The sequence below is a fragment of the Aureimonas sp. N4 genome (assembly GCF_001463925.1).
GTDB lineage: Bacteria > Pseudomonadota > Alphaproteobacteria > Rhizobiales > Rhizobiaceae > Aureimonas > Aureimonas ureilytica_A.
Genome location: NZ_BBWS01000046.1, coordinates 155,773 through 173,219 on the forward strand (window position 1 = coordinate 155,773; position 17,447 = coordinate 173,219).

At 67.6% G+C, this 17,447-nt stretch carries 13 protein-coding genes; 4 read left to right on the forward strand and 9 right to left on the reverse strand.

Annotated elements, in window-relative coordinates:
• Positions 1 to 79 precede the first annotated feature (79 nt).
• The gene (locus tag AUL28_RS15000; protein ID WP_058601940.1) at positions 80 to 892 is read right to left on the reverse strand and encodes a metallophosphoesterase family protein; all 813 of its coding nucleotides are present in this window, start codon (positions 890 to 892) and stop codon (positions 80 to 82) included.
• A gap of 373 nt (positions 893 to 1,265) precedes the next feature.
• Here AUL28_RS15000 and AUL28_RS15005 point away from each other — a divergent pair, with 373 nt between their 5' ends.
• Complete coding sequence (locus tag AUL28_RS15005) at positions 1,266 to 2,732, forward strand: O-antigen ligase family protein (RefSeq protein WP_062234072.1); 1,467 nt, start codon at positions 1,266 to 1,268, stop codon at positions 2,730 to 2,732.
• On the opposite strand, the gene AUL28_RS15010 is transcribed toward AUL28_RS15005, so the two are convergent.
• The 4 genes from AUL28_RS15010 to AUL28_RS15025 form a co-directional block, all read right to left on the reverse strand.
• Complete coding sequence (locus AUL28_RS15010; RefSeq protein ID WP_062234075.1) at positions 2,705 to 3,607, reverse strand: hypothetical protein; 903 nt, start codon at positions 3,605 to 3,607, stop codon at positions 2,705 to 2,707. The genes AUL28_RS15005 and AUL28_RS15010 overlap by 28 nt on opposite strands.
• Before the next feature lie 10 nt (positions 3,608 to 3,617).
• Complete coding sequence (locus AUL28_RS15015) at positions 3,618 to 5,921, reverse strand: polysaccharide biosynthesis tyrosine autokinase (RefSeq protein WP_192843471.1); 2,304 nt, start codon at positions 5,919 to 5,921, stop codon at positions 3,618 to 3,620.
• 315 nt (positions 5,922 to 6,236) lie between these two features.
• Positions 6,237 to 7,172, reverse strand: a complete 936-nt coding sequence (locus tag AUL28_RS15020; protein WP_062234078.1) for a hypothetical protein — start codon at positions 7,170 to 7,172, stop codon at positions 6,237 to 6,239.
• Positions 7,173 to 7,428: 256 nt separating this feature from the next.
• Positions 7,429 to 8,640 (reverse strand): polysaccharide biosynthesis/export family protein, encoded by a 1,212-nt coding sequence (locus AUL28_RS15025; protein ID WP_058635204.1) that lies wholly within the window; start codon positions 8,638 to 8,640, stop codon positions 7,429 to 7,431.
• Positions 8,641 to 9,029: 389 nt separating this feature from the next.
• Between AUL28_RS15025 and AUL28_RS15030 the strand changes: the two genes are divergently transcribed.
• The 3 genes from AUL28_RS15030 to AUL28_RS15040 all read left to right on the forward strand — a co-directional run bounded on the left by AUL28_RS15030 (position 9,030) and on the right by AUL28_RS15040 (position 13,116).
• Positions 9,030 to 9,383: a hypothetical protein gene (locus AUL28_RS15030; protein WP_062218576.1), complete on the forward strand. Its 354-nt coding sequence runs from the start codon at positions 9,030 to 9,032 to the stop codon at positions 9,381 to 9,383.
• Positions 9,380 to 12,271 carry a hypothetical protein gene (locus tag AUL28_RS15035; RefSeq protein ID WP_062234081.1) on the forward strand — a complete coding sequence of 964 codons (2,892 nt, stop codon included), beginning with the start codon at positions 9,380 to 9,382 and terminating at the stop codon, positions 12,269 to 12,271. The genes AUL28_RS15030 and AUL28_RS15035 overlap by 4 nt, the downstream gene beginning before the upstream one ends.
• Before the next feature lie 257 nt (positions 12,272 to 12,528).
• On the forward strand, positions 12,529 to 13,116 hold the full coding sequence (locus tag AUL28_RS15040; RefSeq protein WP_062234083.1) for a transglutaminase-like cysteine peptidase: 588 nt from the start codon (positions 12,529 to 12,531) through the stop codon (positions 13,114 to 13,116).
• Positions 13,117 to 13,215: 99 nt separating this feature from the next.
• On the opposite strand, the gene AUL28_RS15045 is transcribed toward AUL28_RS15040, so the two are convergent.
• Genes AUL28_RS15045 through AUL28_RS15060 form a run of 4 tightly spaced genes read right to left on the reverse strand, consistent with a single transcriptional unit; the run spans position 13,216 to position 17,098 of the window.
• Positions 13,216 to 14,124 carry a DUF6492 family protein gene (locus AUL28_RS15045; RefSeq protein WP_062218571.1) on the reverse strand — a complete coding sequence of 303 codons (909 nt, stop codon included), beginning with the start codon at positions 14,122 to 14,124 and terminating at the stop codon, positions 13,216 to 13,218.
• A 34-nt stretch (positions 14,125 to 14,158) separates the two neighbouring features.
• The gene (locus tag AUL28_RS15050) at positions 14,159 to 14,815 is read right to left on the reverse strand and encodes an acyltransferase (protein WP_156420028.1); all 657 of its coding nucleotides are present in this window, start codon (positions 14,813 to 14,815) and stop codon (positions 14,159 to 14,161) included.
• Between the two features lie 52 nt (positions 14,816 to 14,867).
• Positions 14,868 to 16,064 (reverse strand): glycosyltransferase, encoded by a 1,197-nt coding sequence (locus AUL28_RS15055; RefSeq protein ID WP_062234089.1) that lies wholly within the window; start codon positions 16,062 to 16,064, stop codon positions 14,868 to 14,870.
• Positions 16,061 to 17,098: a glycosyltransferase family 2 protein gene (locus AUL28_RS15060; RefSeq protein ID WP_062234092.1), complete on the reverse strand. Its 1,038-nt coding sequence runs from the start codon at positions 17,096 to 17,098 to the stop codon at positions 16,061 to 16,063. The genes AUL28_RS15055 and AUL28_RS15060 overlap by 4 nt, the downstream gene beginning before the upstream one ends.
• Positions 17,099 to 17,447: the final 349 nt, after the last annotated feature.

Genomic DNA, 17,447 nt, shown 5'->3' on the forward strand with positions numbered 1-17,447 from the left:
TAGGAATGGACGGTCGGCCGGCACTTCGGAAGCGGCTGCGCGGCTGCGGTGTCGCGCAATCCATGCAACGGGCCGATTTCTAGACCGACAGAATTCTCACCCCATCGGCCGCGATGCGCGCCACGCTGAGTTTGCCGCCCCGGCAGGCATTGGTGTCGAGGCCGATGCGATAGCGCGAGACGAAGGGCTTCTTGCTCGGCGTGTGCCCGTGGATGATGGTGCGCTCGAAGGGCGCTCCCTTGTGCTCCAGAAAGGGCGCGCGCACCCAGAGAAGATCCTCGTCGCTCTGCTCCTCCAGCGAAACGCCGGGGCGCACGCCGGCATGGCAGAAGAAGTAGCGCGGCGTGGTCAGCGCGGCCGGCAAGCGCTTCAGGAAGGCCAGATGCGTGGGCGGCATCTCGCGCGCGAAGCGGCGGATGATGTCCGACACAGCCCGGCGCCGGTCGCCCGCCAGATGCTGGAGGTCGTAGCCGTAGGAAAACAGCGTTTCCGCGCCGCCGAATTCCAGCCACCATTCGGGATCGACCGTGCCTTCCACGAGGCGCAGGAGCATGTCGTCGTGATTGCCGCGCAGGCACAGCCGCCGGAAGCCGTCGGGCGCGGGCGCGATCAGGTGATCCAGCACGCCCGCGCTGTTCGGACCCCGGTCCACATAATCGCCCAGCATCACGATCAGCTTGAGGCCGGGCGTCAGACGACCGTCCGCGACGATGCGCTGTTCCAGAAGGCGCAGATGGTCGATGCAGCCATGCACGTCGCCGATCGCGTAGATCAGCGTCGGCTCGCCCGGCAGTGTCAGGCGGGGAAAGGGGGCTTCGTTCGGAGCCAGCCGCGAGGGCTTGCCGCGCGCGCCGGACAAGGGGCCCAGCGCCTTTTCGATCCAACCCGTCATTCCCTGTTTCATGCCGCTCGCCAAAGGCCTGTTCCCTCCGTTCGAGGGTGTTATAGGCAAGAGCGGGGGAGTGTGCGACGAATTTGGGGCGCGATCCTCGACGAAGGACGCGACACATGATCCCTCCTGCCTTCAAGTGCCTGTTTCGAAAGCGCGTCGGCTCGGCTCGGCGGTTCTTGTCCGGCTCCCGAAGGCGAGCCACTTGTCTCGCCCGTCCGCATGGACTTTGGTCCATGTCAGCCGATGCCGCCGGCATCGACTGCGCTTCGCTCTTGGCGTGCGAACGAAAATCTCTCGATCATGCTCCGCCCGGAGGTTTCGTTTCCGGTTTCCAGCCCGCCCGGCGGGCTCTGTCTGCCGACCGGAGCCATTGGTGATCGGCGCGCTGGGGCAGGGGAGCCGCCCGGTTGTCGCCGCCCGTCTCGCGCTGATGGGCGTGCTGGTCTTCGCCTTCGTCTGGAAGGCGGCGACGCCGCCGATTCCCGCGCTTCTGACCGCTCTCGGCTTCGGCCTGATCGGGATCGCCGCCGCCTTTCGCCGCCCGGCCGACCGGCGCGCCGCCCGCTGGTTCGACACGGCGATGGGGCTGGCCGGCGCGCTGGCGCTTCTGGGGCTCGCGCAGGCGCTGCGGCTTGGCCATCATCCGCTCGCCAACCCCGCATGGGAGGAGGCTGCCGCGCTGCTCGGACCCTTGCCCGGCGCGATCTCCGTCGCCCCCTTCGACACGCTTCAGGCGCTGCCCGCCGTGATCGCGCCGTTTCTGGCCTTTGTCGGCACGCTCGCCTTTTTCGACGAAGATCGCTCGGCCACGGCCTTGATCCGATGCCTCGCGCTGCTCGGCGGTGCTTTCGCGCTGTTCGGCCTCGTGCAGATCACGCTCCTGCCGGGCAGCCTGTTTCTGTTCGAAAAAGCCTATTACATCGACAGTCTCACCGGCTTCTGGGTCAACCGGAACGTGGCCGGTGCGCTTTTGGGCGTCGCAAGCTTCGCCGCTCTGGTCTGGCTTCTGGACGTGGTGAAGGGGATCGACCGGCCGCGCCGGGTCGCGCTTCTCTTGCGCGAGGGCGATACGGGGCTTTCCTCGGGGCAGCTTCTGCCCGCCGCGCTTCTGGCGCTCTGTCTTCTGGCGCTGTTCCTTACCAAGTCTCGCGGCGCGCTGGTGGCGACCGGGGCGGCCTATGGCGTGGTGCTGCCGCTCCTGATGCAGGATGCGGCGGGCCGTCTTTGGCGTGGTGGAGGGGCAGGCGTGGGCCGCCGCATCGTCTGGCTTCGGATCGCCGCCGTCGTGGCGGGGCTTCTCAGCGTCGGTCTCGTCGTTCTCCTGTTCGGCGGGTTGGCCAGCGCGCGCCTGATGCAGGAGGGCGTGGACGAGGGCCGCCTGTGTTTCTATCGCGCTGCTTGGGCCGCTTTCCGCGCGCAGCCTTGGCTCGGCTGGGGCCTCGGCACGTTCGACAGCGTGTTTCCGCTGTTTCGCGAGCCTGATTGCGGCGCGCTGTCCATGTCGGTCTCGCGCGCCCACAATGCGTATCTGCAAGGGCTGGTGGAACTCGGCCTGCCCTTCGCGCTCTTCGTGGTGGCGCTGGTCGGCTCGCTTCTGGCCCTGATCCGCTCGGGCACGCGCAATCGCATCCGCCGCCGCCATGTGCCGATCGCCGGGCTCGGCGTCGTGATTCTGCTGGCCTGCCACGGGCTGGTGGATTTCTCACCGCAGATTCCGGGAATGGCGATCTATACTGCCGTCTTTCTGGGCGCGGTCGCGACCATCGGCCTGCGCCGTCGCAGGGCAGCGCCTCATCGCCCCCGGCCCGTCGATCAGGATGGAGCCTGGGCGGACGCCTGAAGAAAGCGCACCGGCCGCAGCGGCGGTGGTGTCAGCTCATGGCTCTCGGTGAAGCCGCAATCCTCGATCGGACGCGGCGGCGCGGCGTCGGCGGCCTGCAGAAGCTCGGCGAGCGCGGCCGGGCGCTCGGGCGCGGCGGTCTGCTTCCTGCCATTCCGGTTGATCCAGGCGTCGCGCCGATCCTGCGGCACGGCGCGCAACACGTCCTGAAGTGCCCCTCGCGTCTGCGGCCGGTCCAGCGCCGCCAGAAGCGTCAGCGCGTCATCGGGCGCGCTCCCGGCCAGAAACCGGCAGAGGTCGATCCGCAGCGCGGGCTCGCCCAGCCGGGCCGGCAGGTCGGGGGTCTGCGACAGCGACACCCAGCGTACCGCCATGGCCGCGCCCTCGAAGGGCGACTGGCGGGCGGAGAGGGCCATCATTGCGCCGTAGCGTGTGGGTTCGAAGGCGGCGAGGCGGTCGAGCGCGGCAAGTCTCGCCCAGACGCCTCCGTCCAGCGGAGCGCAGCGCAGGAGGGCGGTGGCCGCGCCTTGCGCCGCCGCGAAACGATCGAGCCGCTCGGCCAGCGGCGTTTCATCCGCGACGTCGCGATCCAGAAGAAACAGCGCGGCGCTCAGCCGCGCCCGAAGCGGACGTGTGGTGCAATCCGGCCCGGCCGTCCCGGCCGCCTCCAGCATGGCGCGCGAGGCGGGCGCGATCCGGGGCAGGGCCTTGGCGACCTCCAGCGCCTCGGCCGTGCGCGTCAGCGGCAGAGCGGCGATCTCGGCGCGCAGGAACGCCAGCGAAAGCCCCGCCGCGAGGGCTCCCAGAGCCAGCGCGGGAAGGCTGATGCGGCGGCGGGGCCGCGCGGCTGCGGGGCGGGGCGTCGCGCGGCGCATCGTGAGGCGCTCAGTTCTGATAATAGGCTTCGTAGCGCGAGGCGTAGAATTCCGACGATCCGTAGGCGCGATAGAGCTTCATCTTGGACGAATCGGACTTGGTGAGGATGATGCCGAGGCACTTGGCGCGCACGCTCGGATTGTCGCGCAGGATGCTGCGCACGACATGGCGCGCCGTGCGGCCCCATTCCACCACGAAGACAAAGGCATCGACCCGGTGCGCGAAGGCCTTGGCGTCCACGATGGCGCCAAGCGGGGGCAGATCCACCAGCACATAGTGGAAGTGCGGGCGTACGGCGTTCATCAGCGCGCCCATGCTGGCCGAGCTCAGCAACTCGCTCGAATGCGACACGCGCTGGCGCATCACGGCCGGCAGCACCGCGAGTTGACCCGAAGCGTCCCACAGGAGATGCGGCTTGGCATCGCCATTTCCGTCCAGAAGGGCCTCGATCAGCCCGGTTTGCGGGCGCACGGCGAGGCTGCGCGTCAGGCCGGGATTGCGCAGGTCCGCGTCGATCAGGAGCGTGCGCCGCTCGGGCGTGCTGAGCAGCATGGCGAGGTTGGAGGCCGTGGTCGACTTGCCCTCGGAGGGCAGGCAGGAGACCACGCCGATCACCTTGGTGGTTTCATTGGCGAGGCTGACATCGGCCGCGATGCGCGTGTTGCGCAGCGTTTCGGCGAACGAGGACATCGGATGGTCGCGCCCATAGGCGGCGATGGCGCCGGGCGCCCAAAGGCCGGTGCCCGCCATGAGCGGCGCGGCGGCCGTCGCCTTGCCGACGTCGCCTTCGCCCGGCCGCACGAGCGGGAGATAGCCCAGGAACTCGAGCCCGGTTTCGCGCCCGATCTGGTCGGCCACGCGGAAGAAGCGGTCGCGGAACTCGCGCCAGGCACCCGCGCCGGCCCCGACGCCGACACCCAGCATCATGAAGAGGGCGAGCATCAGCGGCTTCTTGGGCGCGCTGGGGGCGGTGGGCGCTTCGGCGCGCGTGATGATGCGCGCCTGCGTCACGGGGAAGGACTGCTGCTGGATGGTTTCCTGATAGCGCTTCAGGAAGCTCTCGTAGAGCGTCTTGAAGGCCTCGGCCTGCCGCTCCAGCTCGCGCAGGCGAACCTGCGTGGTGTTGGCGTCGGCGCTGACCGCCAGTGACTGCGTGAGATTGGCTTCCAGCGACTGCTCGCGGCTGAGCGCCACCTTGTAGGCGTTCTGGTAGCTGTCGGCGATGCGGCCGAGCTCGGCGAAGATCAGCCGTTCGTATTCGGCCATCTGGTCGCGCAGGCGCACGGCTTGAATATGGGTGGAGCCGAGCTTGGCCGAGATTTCGGCTTCGCGGCGCGAGGCGGAGAGATATTGCTCGCGCAAATTGTTGATCGTGGAACTGACCAGCGCGTCGTTCACCACGGCGTCGGTCCGGCCGCTGTCGATCAGCTGCCGGATCTGATCGTAGCGCGCCTTGGCCTGCGCCGTCTCGGCCTTGGCGGTGACGAGCTGGGCGCTGACGCCCGTCAACTGCTGCTCGCTGACGAGCTGGCCGTTGGTGGCGATCAGGTTGTTTTCGGTGCGGAACTTCTCGACGGCGAGATCGGCGTCGAAGGATTGTTTCTGCAACTCGGCGATGCGGTCCTGCAGCCAGCTTCCGGCGCGCTTGGTGGCGTCGTATTTGGCCTCCAGCTGGTCGTCCAGATAGGCTTCGGCATAGCCCTGCGCGATCTGCTGGGCCAGAACCGGCGTGCCGGCCTTATAGGAAATGCTGAGCACATAGGTGCGCCCGACGCGCTCCACCGCGACATTGCGCGCCAGAATGGCGGCAGCGGCCGCGATGCGATCGGTCTCGTTCGTGTCGTCGATCTCGGGCGACCAGAACAGGCTGGGGACGAAGGCTATGAGGCTCTTCACGCCGCCCACCAAGCGCCCCACCAAGGACGGTGAGGCACTCATGAAGGCCTCGTTCTGATCGAGCTTGAGACGACGCGCGACGGCTTCGGCCAGATTGGTGGATTTGAGCACCTCCACCTGGCTCAACATCTGCACCTCGTCCTGCAACAGGGCGGTCGGCTCGCTGTATTCGCTCATGACCTGGGGCGCGCCCTTGTCGATGAAGATGTCGGCCGAGGCGGTGTAAACGGGAACCGCCGTCAGGACATAGAGCATCCCCAGAACGAGGCCGCCCAGCGCGCCCGCCAGAACCAGCCGGTACTGGCGGCGGGCGATCGCCAGAATACGCTCGAAATCGATCAACCCGTTGGCCTGATGGGGCTCCCCCGCTTCGGGAACGCGAGAATCGACGGCGCGGGGCTCGGGAAAATGCAGCACGTGGCAATCCTGTTCGAAGCGGCCAGATCGACCCCAGCCGTTTTGGGCGCATTCGCACATGCGATAGAGTTTAAAATATGGAGGATTTGAACGATCCATTGATGATCGCTCAAATCCGAAGGGGGCTCGTTCTACGACGTGGGCGTTTCTATTCGGCGGGACTGCACAGGGGCACCGCTCCGGCCGCCATCATACCTGCCGATGGGGGGGGTGATTGCCGCTCATCAGCCATTCAACCTTTCAGGATCGAAAGCCCACATCGCGGCCGGCCGCATCGTCCGCTCATGTGCGGCCAAGGCGCGAAGGCTCCTAGCCTCAGCGTGCCGGGCTCGCGTCGCGGCTTTCCGTCACGGACGGCAGTGTGGTCGTGTTGGTGGTGATGAAGTTGTTCGTCACCGAATTGGTGACGAAGAAATTGCTTGTGCCGGCCGCGCCGTTTCCGTCCGTCACGGACAGCGAGGTGCCGCCGCGCGACACGCCCGGGACAGCCTCGCCATTGGCAAAGGCGCTGGGGCTGTCGGTGGCCGCCCTGTTGGTGCCGCCCGTGCCGCCGCCCGACAGCGAGCCGGCACCGCCACCCGCCGCGCCGCCTGCTGCTCCGCCGCCGGCACCACCGCCACCGCCCGCCGCGCCCAGCGCGGCCGTGGCCGGCTGGGCCAGCGCGGCGGTGTAGGCACTGATCACGGCCGGGTTGTTCGACGCGGCGACCGCTTCCTGAATAAAGGCGGCATAGGTCGGCGCGACGCCTTGGCCGGCCTGCGCGGCACGCGCCAGACCCGCGCCGATGGCGGCGCGCTGCACCGCGCTCGTCGCGTCCTGCGAGGCAAGCGACAGAAGCTGCGGCACGGCGCGGTTGTTGGAGGCCGCAAGCAGACGCACCTGATTGGCGAGCGCCGCGCCCCCCTGCGGATAGGCGGACAGGAGCGCTGGAGGATTGGCGAGGAAGGCCAGCATGTCCGCTTCCGACACGCGGCTCGGGCCCGATAGATAGGCGGCGGGCGCGGTGAGGCCGCCCGTGCCGGGCGCGAGCGCCGCGACCTCCTGCGACGTGGGCGCGCTGGCGGGGGCCTGAGTCACGGGGGCCTGAGCCACCGGCTCCGGCGAAGCGGCGGGTGTCGCAACGGGGGGCGTAGCCTGCGGAGAGGCGGCGGGGGCGGTGGGGGCTGCCGCGTCCTGCGCTTGCGCGGCGGCGGCCAGCCCGAGCGACAGGGCGAGCGTGGTGGAGGCAGCCGTCAGAAGGGAGCGGAACATCGGGGCCATCGTCCTTGGAAGTTTAACAGAAGGCGGACCCGGCGCATCGGCGCCGGGCTGGCATGAGAGTGCGGGGCGAGGCCTCGCGAGGGCGGATGGGCGAGAAGCTTCGCCCGTCGCCATTCCGCCCAGACCGCGCCATGCCATCGACATGAACCGGGCTTGGCGTGCTGCGACGTGACGACAACCGCTCGTCCATCCTGCGCCCGCAGGCTTCGTCAAAGGCTTTAGCCCCCACACCTTGCCTGCGCCCGCTTTAGCGCAGCGTCCGCTCGGCGCCGCGGATCAGCGCGGCGTCGGTGGCGGGGCCGGCGACGCCCGAGGTGACGGAGTTGACGACGGCCAGGAACTTCGTGACCTCGGTCGAGTCCGAGTTCGAGACGTAGAGAATATCCTTGTCGTGCATTGCGAATTTCTGCGCGAGGAACAATCCGTCCGGCTTGCGCAGGTTGAGGCGGAAGATGACCGGATACTGACCGCCCGCCTTGCCCGCGTTGCCTTCGACCTGCACGCCCATGCGGGCCAGCGTGGCCGTGTCCACCAGGCGATACAGGAAGATCTGCGCGGCGTCGGCGCGGCTGTCGAGCAGGCCGCCGACCTTGCCCAGCGCTTCGGCGAGCGTCAGGTTCGATTCGTCGAAATCCACCCGGCCCGAAAGGCCCGACGCGCCGAAGGCGAGATAGGTGCGGCGCTCGCGGTTCACGTAGACCACGTCGCCCGGATAAAGGAAGATGTTCTCGCGCGGGTTGGACAGCAGCTCTTCGAAGGGCACGGTGGCCGTCGTGCTGCCGCGCTGAAGCGTGACATAGACTTCGCGACCCGGCGCACTGAGACCACCGGCCGCCGAGATCGCGTCCAGAACGCGCTCGCCGCTCGGATTGATCTCGATCTTGGCGGCCGAGTTCACGTCGCCCAGAACCGAAATCTGGCTGGACCGGCTCTGCACGAGATTGATCACGACCTGCGGCTCGATGGCGCGGTCGGCGAGGCGCTGCTCGATATCGGCGCGAATTTCCTCGGGCAGGCGGCCGGCGGCGCGGATCGAGCCGGCATAGGGCACGTTGATCAGGCCGCGCGTGTCCACCGTCTGGTTCGGCAGGGTGATGAAATTGCCGGGGCGGCTGCCGGCGTCGGCCGGAATGAACAGGCCGCCGGCGGCCGATTCGAACAGCGTGATCGACACGACGTCGCCGACGCCCAAGGGCAGCGCCGGTGGGCCCTTCCGGCTCGGCCCGAAGCCCGAGCTGAGGCTCTTGCGGCTTTCCAGAGGAAAGAACGCCAGGACATTGGGCGTCAGATCGACCAGCGCATAGGGCGCCTGTTCCTGCTTCTGCGCGGCCAGATAGACGGAGGCTTGGCTCTCGATCGCGCGATTGTCCGGCCCGGAATGCGGCAGGGTGGAGCAGCCGCTCAATGCCAGCAAGGTTGCGGTAAGGCTTACAAGATAGGCTTTGCCGGAAGGCCGCATGTAAAATCCCTTGATCCTCGCGCGCCGCTCGGCACGGTCCATCGTGTTGCAGTGCGATGGACGATGGACACGCCGCGGGACGCCTCGATCCGCAATTTCGTCGGAGCCAGCCGGGATGGCATGGATCGCGAGCGGTTGCAGGGCAAGGGACCGACCTCACGTCGCGTCACTTTCGAGCTTTCGAGATACCTAAAAAACCGTCTGTAAGCGAATCTTCTCACCCGATGTGGTGAAGAAGCCTGTGGGTGATGCCGCATCGCAACAGATTTGATCAACGGAAAGAACGGCTTGCGCGTCCGGGCCCAGGCCTTTTCTCCCCAATCTATCCCCATCTTATCCCCGCCCGGCGTGGAGCGGTTAGGCATGAGCGTCCTTGTCTGGAGGTTCCCATGCGATCGTTCATCGAGAATTTTCCCCATAGTTCCAACCGTTTGGCTTTGGCGCCCCTGTTTCCCGACTATGTCGAGGAGATCAAGCTCGCGGCCGAGACCTCGACCCTCGTTCCCATCCCGGATGGAGCCCGATTCGCGCTGTTTTCCTTCGACGCCTCCGTGCGGGTGAAGCTGGGCACGAAAACCACGGTTCTGGCCGATCCGCGCCAGACCACCGACGGATCGGGTGGGGAATGGAACCCGGCCGCGCGGCGCATTCCCGAATTTCTGCCCGATGGCGTCACGCGCCCGACGCATCTGTGCCTGCGCGCGGCGACGGCCGCCCTCGGCTCGGTCTCGTTCTACGCATGAACGCGCTGTTCCGCTCCCCTTCGTCCCGCGCCGGTTTCGGTGCGGGGCTCTTGACGCGCCGCCCGCGCGCGCCTCTCGCCTCGCTGCCCGACGTGGCGGGCCTGCCGAGCTATACGTCCTACGGGTTCGGCTCGGCCAACCATCTGGAAGACGCCGACCAGCGCGGCCTTCTGTTCCCGGCGGGGGCGTCCGCGCTGCCTCTGGTGACGCAGGACTGGGTGCAGGGTTTCTTCTTCAGCGTCGACGAGATGCTGCGCCAGCAGGCCTCGACCTATGTCCTGGCGGCCAAGGGCGCGGGAACGGCGGCCGATACGTCCCGCATCACGCTGCGCGGCGGTTTCGACGTGTCCGGCATCACGCCGCTCAGCCTTCTCGTCTCGGCGCAGAATTCGGGAATGCGCTCGTGGGGCACGGGTCTGTCGCGCAGTCCCTCGCTGGAGCGCGGCGCCGATTATCTCCTGGTCTACGGTCAGAAGGGCAATCTGCCGTTCCAATGTGTGGTGCGCGTCGCCGCCGATGGCGAGGTCGCGCCCGAACTGGTGTCCAACCAGGTGGGCACGGCCAATGACGGGCCGACCTCCTGGCGCTATCTCGATCGAAACGCCAGCCAGCCGGCCTGGGGCAGCGCGGGCAGCTACGACTTCCTGTCGGGGCTCGGCGGCGTGGTGGACGCGGCCGACGGGGCGAACCGGCAGGCAGCCGGCGGCACGATGGCGGGCTTCTTCAATATCTGGGGCTCGTTCCCGTTTTCGGGCGGGGCGCCCGATGCGGCTCTCCTGATCGAACTGGCCGAAGGGCTTCTCGATCCGGCGGGCCTTGCCGAGCGCCTGTCCGGCCGGCTGCGCTTTGCCGCCGATCTGAAAGGGCCCGGCGATGTCGGGGCCGATCCGCGCGGCGAGATCACCGCCGCCCTGAGCGAGATCGGGACGAATGCCTTCGCCCAGCCGTTTGCCGCCGCTCCGCTGCGCCGCCCGCCGGCCCTGCGGCTGCGGGCCTATGGCGACCGCTTCGTTCTGCCGCTTGGGAACAGGGCGCGCCTCGGCTCCGTTCCCTTTGCCGGAACCTATACCGGCTCTGCCGGGGAGGAGAGTTTCGAGGTTCGGCTTCTGCGCGCCGACACAGGGGCCGAGCTCGTCGGCTGGACGCCGATCTCCGTGCGGATCGATGCCGGCGCGCGGCGCTTTTCGGGCGCGCTCGCCCAGGTGCCGGCCGGCATCGCCTTTCGCCGCGAAATCCGCCGCCGGGGACGACCCGCCAGCGCGGTCAATGGCGGCGACCGGGTCGCCATCGGCTTGGTGATCGTGGATATCGGCCAGTCGCAGCTGGCCTATCAGTCCTATGCGATGGACGATACGGCGGGCGGCGGCGGCGGGCGTCAGCTCGCGCCGGTGCAGGACGCCAACCTGTTCTTCTCCGTTCTCAAGCAGCCTTCCTTCGTCAACGCGCAATCCACCGGCTACGGCGGGCCGAAGGGCTCGGTTGCACTGTTCCAGCCCTATCGCGCCGACCAGCATGGCGACGGCAACATCGTGAGCTTCGAGACGATCCGCCGTCTGGCCGGCTTGCCGGTGATGATTGTGGACACGGCGGTTCCCGGCAGCCATCCCAATGCCTGGAGCCTCGATCGCAAGCGCTTCAGCTACGCCTCGCTGTTCACGCCCGACGGAGCGACCAGCAGCTTCACCTTCACGCCCGTCGCGGCCGGCCTGTCCGGCGAGGGCTTCAATCCCGCCCCCGCCGTGGTGCCGGGCTCCTTCTCGATCAAGGTGGGAGAGGCCACGATCGCGGACGATGGCGCGGGCAATCTTGCGGGGGCGGGCGTCACCTCGGGCACGATCGACTATGCCTCGGGCAAGATTTCCAATCTGACCTTCGCCGCGCCCCCGGCGGCGGGCACGTCCACGTCCGGCTCGTTCCGCTTCTTCGCCACGGCCCCCGAAACCTCGCAAGCCATCTCGGCCGGCCGCTGGTCGATCTGGGGCGAGGACGGGTTGCCGCTCGACCGCACCAATCGCAGCGGGCGACTGATGGTGCATCTGGCGCGCCTGCGCGGCCTCGCGCCCTCGCTCTATCGCCTGTACTGGTACACATCGATGGAAAGCCCCGCCGGTATGTCCGCCTTCGGCGCGATCATGGATCGCTTCAAGGCGCGGCTCGACGCCCTTTATCCCGCCGGCGCGGACGCGCCTTGGGGGCTCGCGCTGCCGGGCCGCTCGGCCGCGAGCGAAGAGCGTCTGACCTACCGGCCGATGGGGCCGCGCCAGCGCCAGTGGGCTGCTACCCGTCCCTTCGTGCGCCTCATCGGCGAAACGCTCGATCTGGAACTGGCGGACAATTTCGGGCCGCATCCTTCGGCCAAGATCGGCAGTCGCACGCTGGGCGAGCGGCTGGGCGTCGGCTGCGCCTCGCTCTTCACGCCCGGCCTTGTGGCGGAGGGGCCGGTGTTGCGTTCGGCGCGCTTCACCAGCGCCGGCCGGCAGGCGATCGAGCTGCGCTTCGATCTCGGTGCGGCGGCCAAGCTGGCGACGTCCGACGGTTCGACCTCGGGTCTGACGGGCTTTCGTGTCGCCCCGCCGGTCGGCGGTTCGGTCACGGTCGGCTCGGGCTGGCTGGACTCCGGCTTCACCGCGGCGATCACCGGCGCCGATCGCATCACCCTGACCTCCACCGGCGCAGCCTTCTCGGCCGGGCAGCGCGTCGCCTTCGGCAACGGCTCGACGGTTTTCACCGGCAAGGGATCGACGCAGGAGGCGATCGACAATGCGGCGCTCCTCAAGATGCCGGGCGACGACGATCGGATGTTCGGCGACATCGACAAGTTCGCCCGCACGGGCCGGTGCGGCAATCTCCTGCGCGCCTTCGACGACGTGACCGTCTCCGAGGTTTGATCTTGTGAGGTGGGAGGGCGCGTCAGCCCTCCCGCTTCACCGCATTCGCTTTCAATTTAAGGTAAATGCCCGTTCGTTTTGAAATGAATTCGGGCCAAACCTAAGATAAATACATATGTCGAAGGTATAGGTCTGTTGCTTATGCCGAGCGCAATACTTCGAGTTGGCGCAGTTTAATCAAATGCCAATGTTCGTTTCAACCCGCTTAAGGGGGCGGGCGTGGTGCCATCGGGTCGATCCAAACGGAAGGACCCGACATGTCTCGCCCCTCGCTCGCAGCCCTGGCCGGTCTTGCGCTGCTGTGTGTTCCGGCTCTGTCCAGTCAAGCCACGGCCTTGGAGGCGCGGCCGATGCGCGTCTCGGAGCGCGCGTCCCATGTGCCGGCCGGCGCCGGCGCTTTGGCACCGTTTCCCTATATCCAGTTCTGCCTCGCCAATGCCGCCGATTGTCAGACATCGAAAGGCCCGGCCGTGGTCGAGTGGTCGCCCGCCAACCGCACCTTGATCCAGACCGTCAATCTCAGCGTCAATCGCGGCATTCGCCCGGTGAAGGACGCGGTGGACATCTGGCGCGCCGATGTCGCGCAGGGGGACTGCAACGATTACGCGCTGACCAAGCGTCGCGCGCTTCTAAGAAAGGGCCTGCCGGCCGGGGCCCTGCGCATGGCGGTTGCCACGACGGCCGAGGGCGAGTGGCACGCCGTTCTGGTGGTCTCCACCAGCGCCGGCGATATGGTGCTCGACAACCGCTTCGGGCAGGTGAAGCTTTGGAGCCAGACCGACCTGCACTGGTCCACCATCGCCTCGGCTGCGGACCCGCGTGTGTGGCGCGCGGTGGCGCGCTGAGCATCTCGTGCGAAAGCTGCGTCGGCTTTCGCAGGCGAGCCTTGCAAGAGTTAAAGAGCGTGGATCGTTTTCTGCCGCCCCTTGCTCAACCGGCTCGCCCTAACGTGGCACTCGTGCCTTGACGGCGGCGACCGCCGCCCGGCGTTCCTCGATCGCAATGGGGTGGGTGGACTGGATGTGCAGCGCGACATGCTGTGGCTGCGTGCCGGCCGCGATCGCCTCGACATCGATCCTCTCGTCCGGCAGCCAGACCGAATTATAGAGCTTGCGATCGGCCGCGATATGGCCGCTCGGCTCGGCCAGCCCTTCCGCGACGAACTCACCATAGAGGATATATTCGGAGACGGTGGCCGCTTTCGCGATGGCGCGCTGCCAGCCCTGGCCCGTCTGCGCCTCGATCCGTTCGAGAAGACGCTCCAGCACCGGGCGCCGCCAGGTGACGAACTGGCCGATATAGTTGAAGGACTCGACACTGGCCTGCGTGACGCCCAACAGGCGATGCGCTGTGGCGCGCCAGGTCCGATGCGTTTCGAGATCGCGCCCCTCCACATGCCGCTGGAGGTGCAGGCCGTCGCCGTTCTGGAGCATGTCGGCGGTGAAGGGGCGAAACAGAAGCACGTCGCTGTCGGCGAAGACGAAGACCTCCGCATCGCTGAACTCCGCCGCCGAGAGCTTTACGATCTGCTGCACCAGCCAGCCACTGACACGCCCGAGCCCCTTCAAGTGATACTGCTCGCGCAGCCGCATCGTCCGGCCGAAGGGGAGGGGGATCAGCGTCGGCACGGGAAGCCGGCGGAAACCGTGACGGCCGATGATCTCCTCGCGCACCAGAACGCGCCGTTTCGGCCCCGCGAGCGGGGCGAACAGCGCGCGGTCGCGCGCCGGCACGATCAGGATATGCTCGTGGTCGAAGCGGGCGAACTCGTCGAGGCTGCGGCAAAGGTCTCGCGCCAGCTCGAAATCGTTGCGATAGGATGGGGTGATGAGGGCGACGCGGGGGCTCGTCATGCAGGCAGGCTCTTCGTGTGCGGCATGGCGCGGCCTACCAAATCTTCTGGAACGTATAGTCGCCGTCCCCCTCGCGCGCCTTGATGACGCGAGCCGGCACGCCGCCGATCACGACATCGGTTTCAGTGAAGGACTTGGTGACCACCGAACCCAGAGCGACGATCGTGCGATCCGCCACGCCGCTGCCGGGCGCAAAGCGCACGGCCGAGCCGAGGAAACAGTCGCGGCCGATATGAATGTCGCGGTTCATCGTGCCCGCGCCGTGGGTCAGGAATTGCGAGGCGAAGCCCGCGAGCCACGAGCCGTCGCCGATCGAGACGAGGCCAAGCACGTCGATCAGGTGGCTGTCGTTGATGAGGCAGTTGCGCCCCGTCACGAAGCGTCGGCGGTAGTTCATGCCCGCTTGCGAAGGGTCGGCGGCGGCATCACCGCATTCGATCCGATTGGCGCGGCCGATGAACGTGCCATCGCCCAGCTCGACATCGATCGGGCCGACGAAGCTCGTGCCGCGACGGATCGTCACGCCGCTGCCGCAGGTGAAGCGATCCACCGCAATGAGGACGCGGTGGCCGATCGAGGCGTCGCGCGCGATCTGGATGCCGGGCAACAGCGAATAAAGCGCGCGGCGGATGGGCTTGCCCGGCAGGCTCGAAATCAGGAGAGCCAGGGCCAGTCGGAGCTTGCGGTTCATGGGGCGCGTCTGCTTGAGATCGATGGGGCGGGAAGCGAAGCGAGCGGCAGGGTCATGCCCGCCGGCTCCGTTCCGCGATCGCCTCGTCATACAGGCGGCGGGTCGCCGCGCCAATCGCCGCCCAGCTTTCGCTGTTCGGCCGGGGCGGCGGGGCAGGGCGGCGTGTGAAGGCCTCGGCCATGGCCTCGCTCAGCGCGTGGACGTCGCCGGCCGCGACGAGCGCTCCGTCCGCGCCCTCGCGCAAATCCTCGGCGAAGATGCCGACACGGCTCGCCACCATCCATTTGCCGAGCGGCTTCAAGAGGAAGTAGACGCCGCTCGCGTCGATCTGCCGATACGGGAAAACGAAGCCATCCGCCTCGTGAAACAGGTCCGCCATGGCCTGATGGTCGAGCCGGCCGAGGCGGAACTCGAGAGCCGGCCCGAGGCCGAGCGCCTCGGCCCGCGCCATCAAGGGGGCGATATCCATCATCGGCGCGCCGGCGACGATGACGCGGCCCTGCTCCCGCTCGTGGGCGGGCATCTGGCCCAGCGCTTCTATGAGCAGATCGACGCCCTTGTAGGGCTTGATCTGGCCGAACAGAACCAGCGTGAAGCGCTTCGATCTCGCCCGCGCCAGCGCGGCCACGCTGGGCTCGGCCTTCAAGGGCAGCGGCCCATGGGGGATAAGATGGATTTTGTGCGCGTCGAGGCCGCGCGCCCGCAGCGTGTCGAGCGCGGCCCTTGTGTGGACGATAAGCCGATCGGCGGCGCGAAGCGGCAGGTCGAACCCTTTGTTTTGTAGGAGCGAAATGCGCTCGCCATTGAAGGGCACGGTGTCGTGCACCGTCATGACGACAGGGCAATGGCGGCGCATGGCGAGGATCGCCGCCGCGTCGAAGGCCGGCAGAACCGCCCATTGAAGATGCACCACATCCGCCTCGTTGCGGCCGAGACGGCGCAGGAGCGCTGCCAGATCCACGAGATGGGACGCGCCCTTGGCCACGGCGCGCAGACGCCGGCGAGCGGGCGCGATCGCTTCCACGCGTCGATAGAATGCGGCTTCGCATTCGGCCGGGTCGAGTTCGGCTTCCTCGCGCTCGCGCAAGGGGCGCGTCAGCCAGAGCGGCCGCACCCCGGCCTGCCGCAGGCCGCCGGACAGGCCGGCATCATAGGCGGGCGTGAAGAGCGAAGGGTCGAGGAGCAGCGCGGACAGTGTGGCCGGCGCATCGTCATCCGCGACGGCACCGCCCGCCTGCGCCCATGTCATACAGCTTCCGCCTGGGCAGGCTGACGCTCGGGGCTCCAGCGCATGTCGCGCGCGCCGGCCAGCCCTAGAAGAAAGCCTGACGCCCAAGCTGTGTGCATGACCCCGGCAACCGGACCGGACAGAAGCCCACAAGCGGTGCGATGGCGCAGCGCGATCTGACAGGAGGTCAGGGCGAGCGCGAAAAGGTAGAGAAACGGCACCACCAGGACATGGGGAAGAGCCGGCGCGATCGCGAGGCAGGCGAAAAAGACCACCATGAAGCTCGGCACTGCGAACTGACGCAGGCGCAGCGAGGTCGGATGCCGGCGCAAGGTGCGCGAGCGGCCCCTTCCATAGTTGAAATATTGCCGCCAGATGCCTTGGAAACTGTCGCGCGGATGATATTCCAGCCGTGTTTCGCCATCGAGATAGATCGTGCCAGCCAGCGCCCGCAGACGGCAGTCGAACTCGGCGTCCTCGTTATGGGTGAAGCTTTCCTCGTAGCCGCCGACGCGCTTGAACATGTCGAGGGCGATCAGCGCATGGTGGCCGTGATCCACGAAGCCGCTTTTGCGCCCGCCCCGGTGGGCCGATCCGCCCGAGCCGATCAGGCTGTCGGAGACCCAGGCGACCGCCTTCTGGAACGGAATGCAGCCGACCGAATCCATCGGAACCACGACGGAGGTGGCACCCGTGCGTCGCTGCGTGCGCAGCAGCGAGGCGATATAGCCACGCGGGTAGTTGGCATGGGCGTCGCAGCGCACGAGCCATGTCGCGCCCTCGCCATGGCGGGCGACCGCCAGATTGATCCCGGCGCTCTGGATGCGCCGTCCATTGTGCTCCAGAAAGACCTGAGAGCGGTGCCGGGCATAGGCGCGAACGAGTTCCACCGTTCCGTCCGTGCTGCCACCATCCACCACGCAGATGCGCAGATCGAACTCGCCATCCTGATCGGCGGTCAGCCGCTCCAGAACGGGAATGATGGTTCTGGCTTCGTTGAGGGTCGGTATCGCGAGCAAAACGACATCGCGACGCGGCGAATGGCCATGGGTCATCCGTACGCTCCGGCATGGGGAATTGGGGGGGCTAAAGAAGACCGCGGCTCACATCACGGAGGCCGGCGGAAGAACCTCATTGGCGTCATGCCATGATCTGCTGTCTCATTTTTTCTTCACCCAAACATACGTAGGATATAAGACAAATGTCAACGGATTGCAGGAGCCTGATCTCAGTTTGACTCACTCTCGGCCTCTGACGTCCTCGCCTTTCGCGCTTGTTGCTGCGGCGCAACATGATCTCTAAGCTTCCGGAACGATGACCGCCCATGCCGACCTGCCCGCGCCTCCCGAACGCGACAACCGAAGTCCTTTCGGTCTTGCGCCGCTCTCCAGAGCGCTTTCCCGA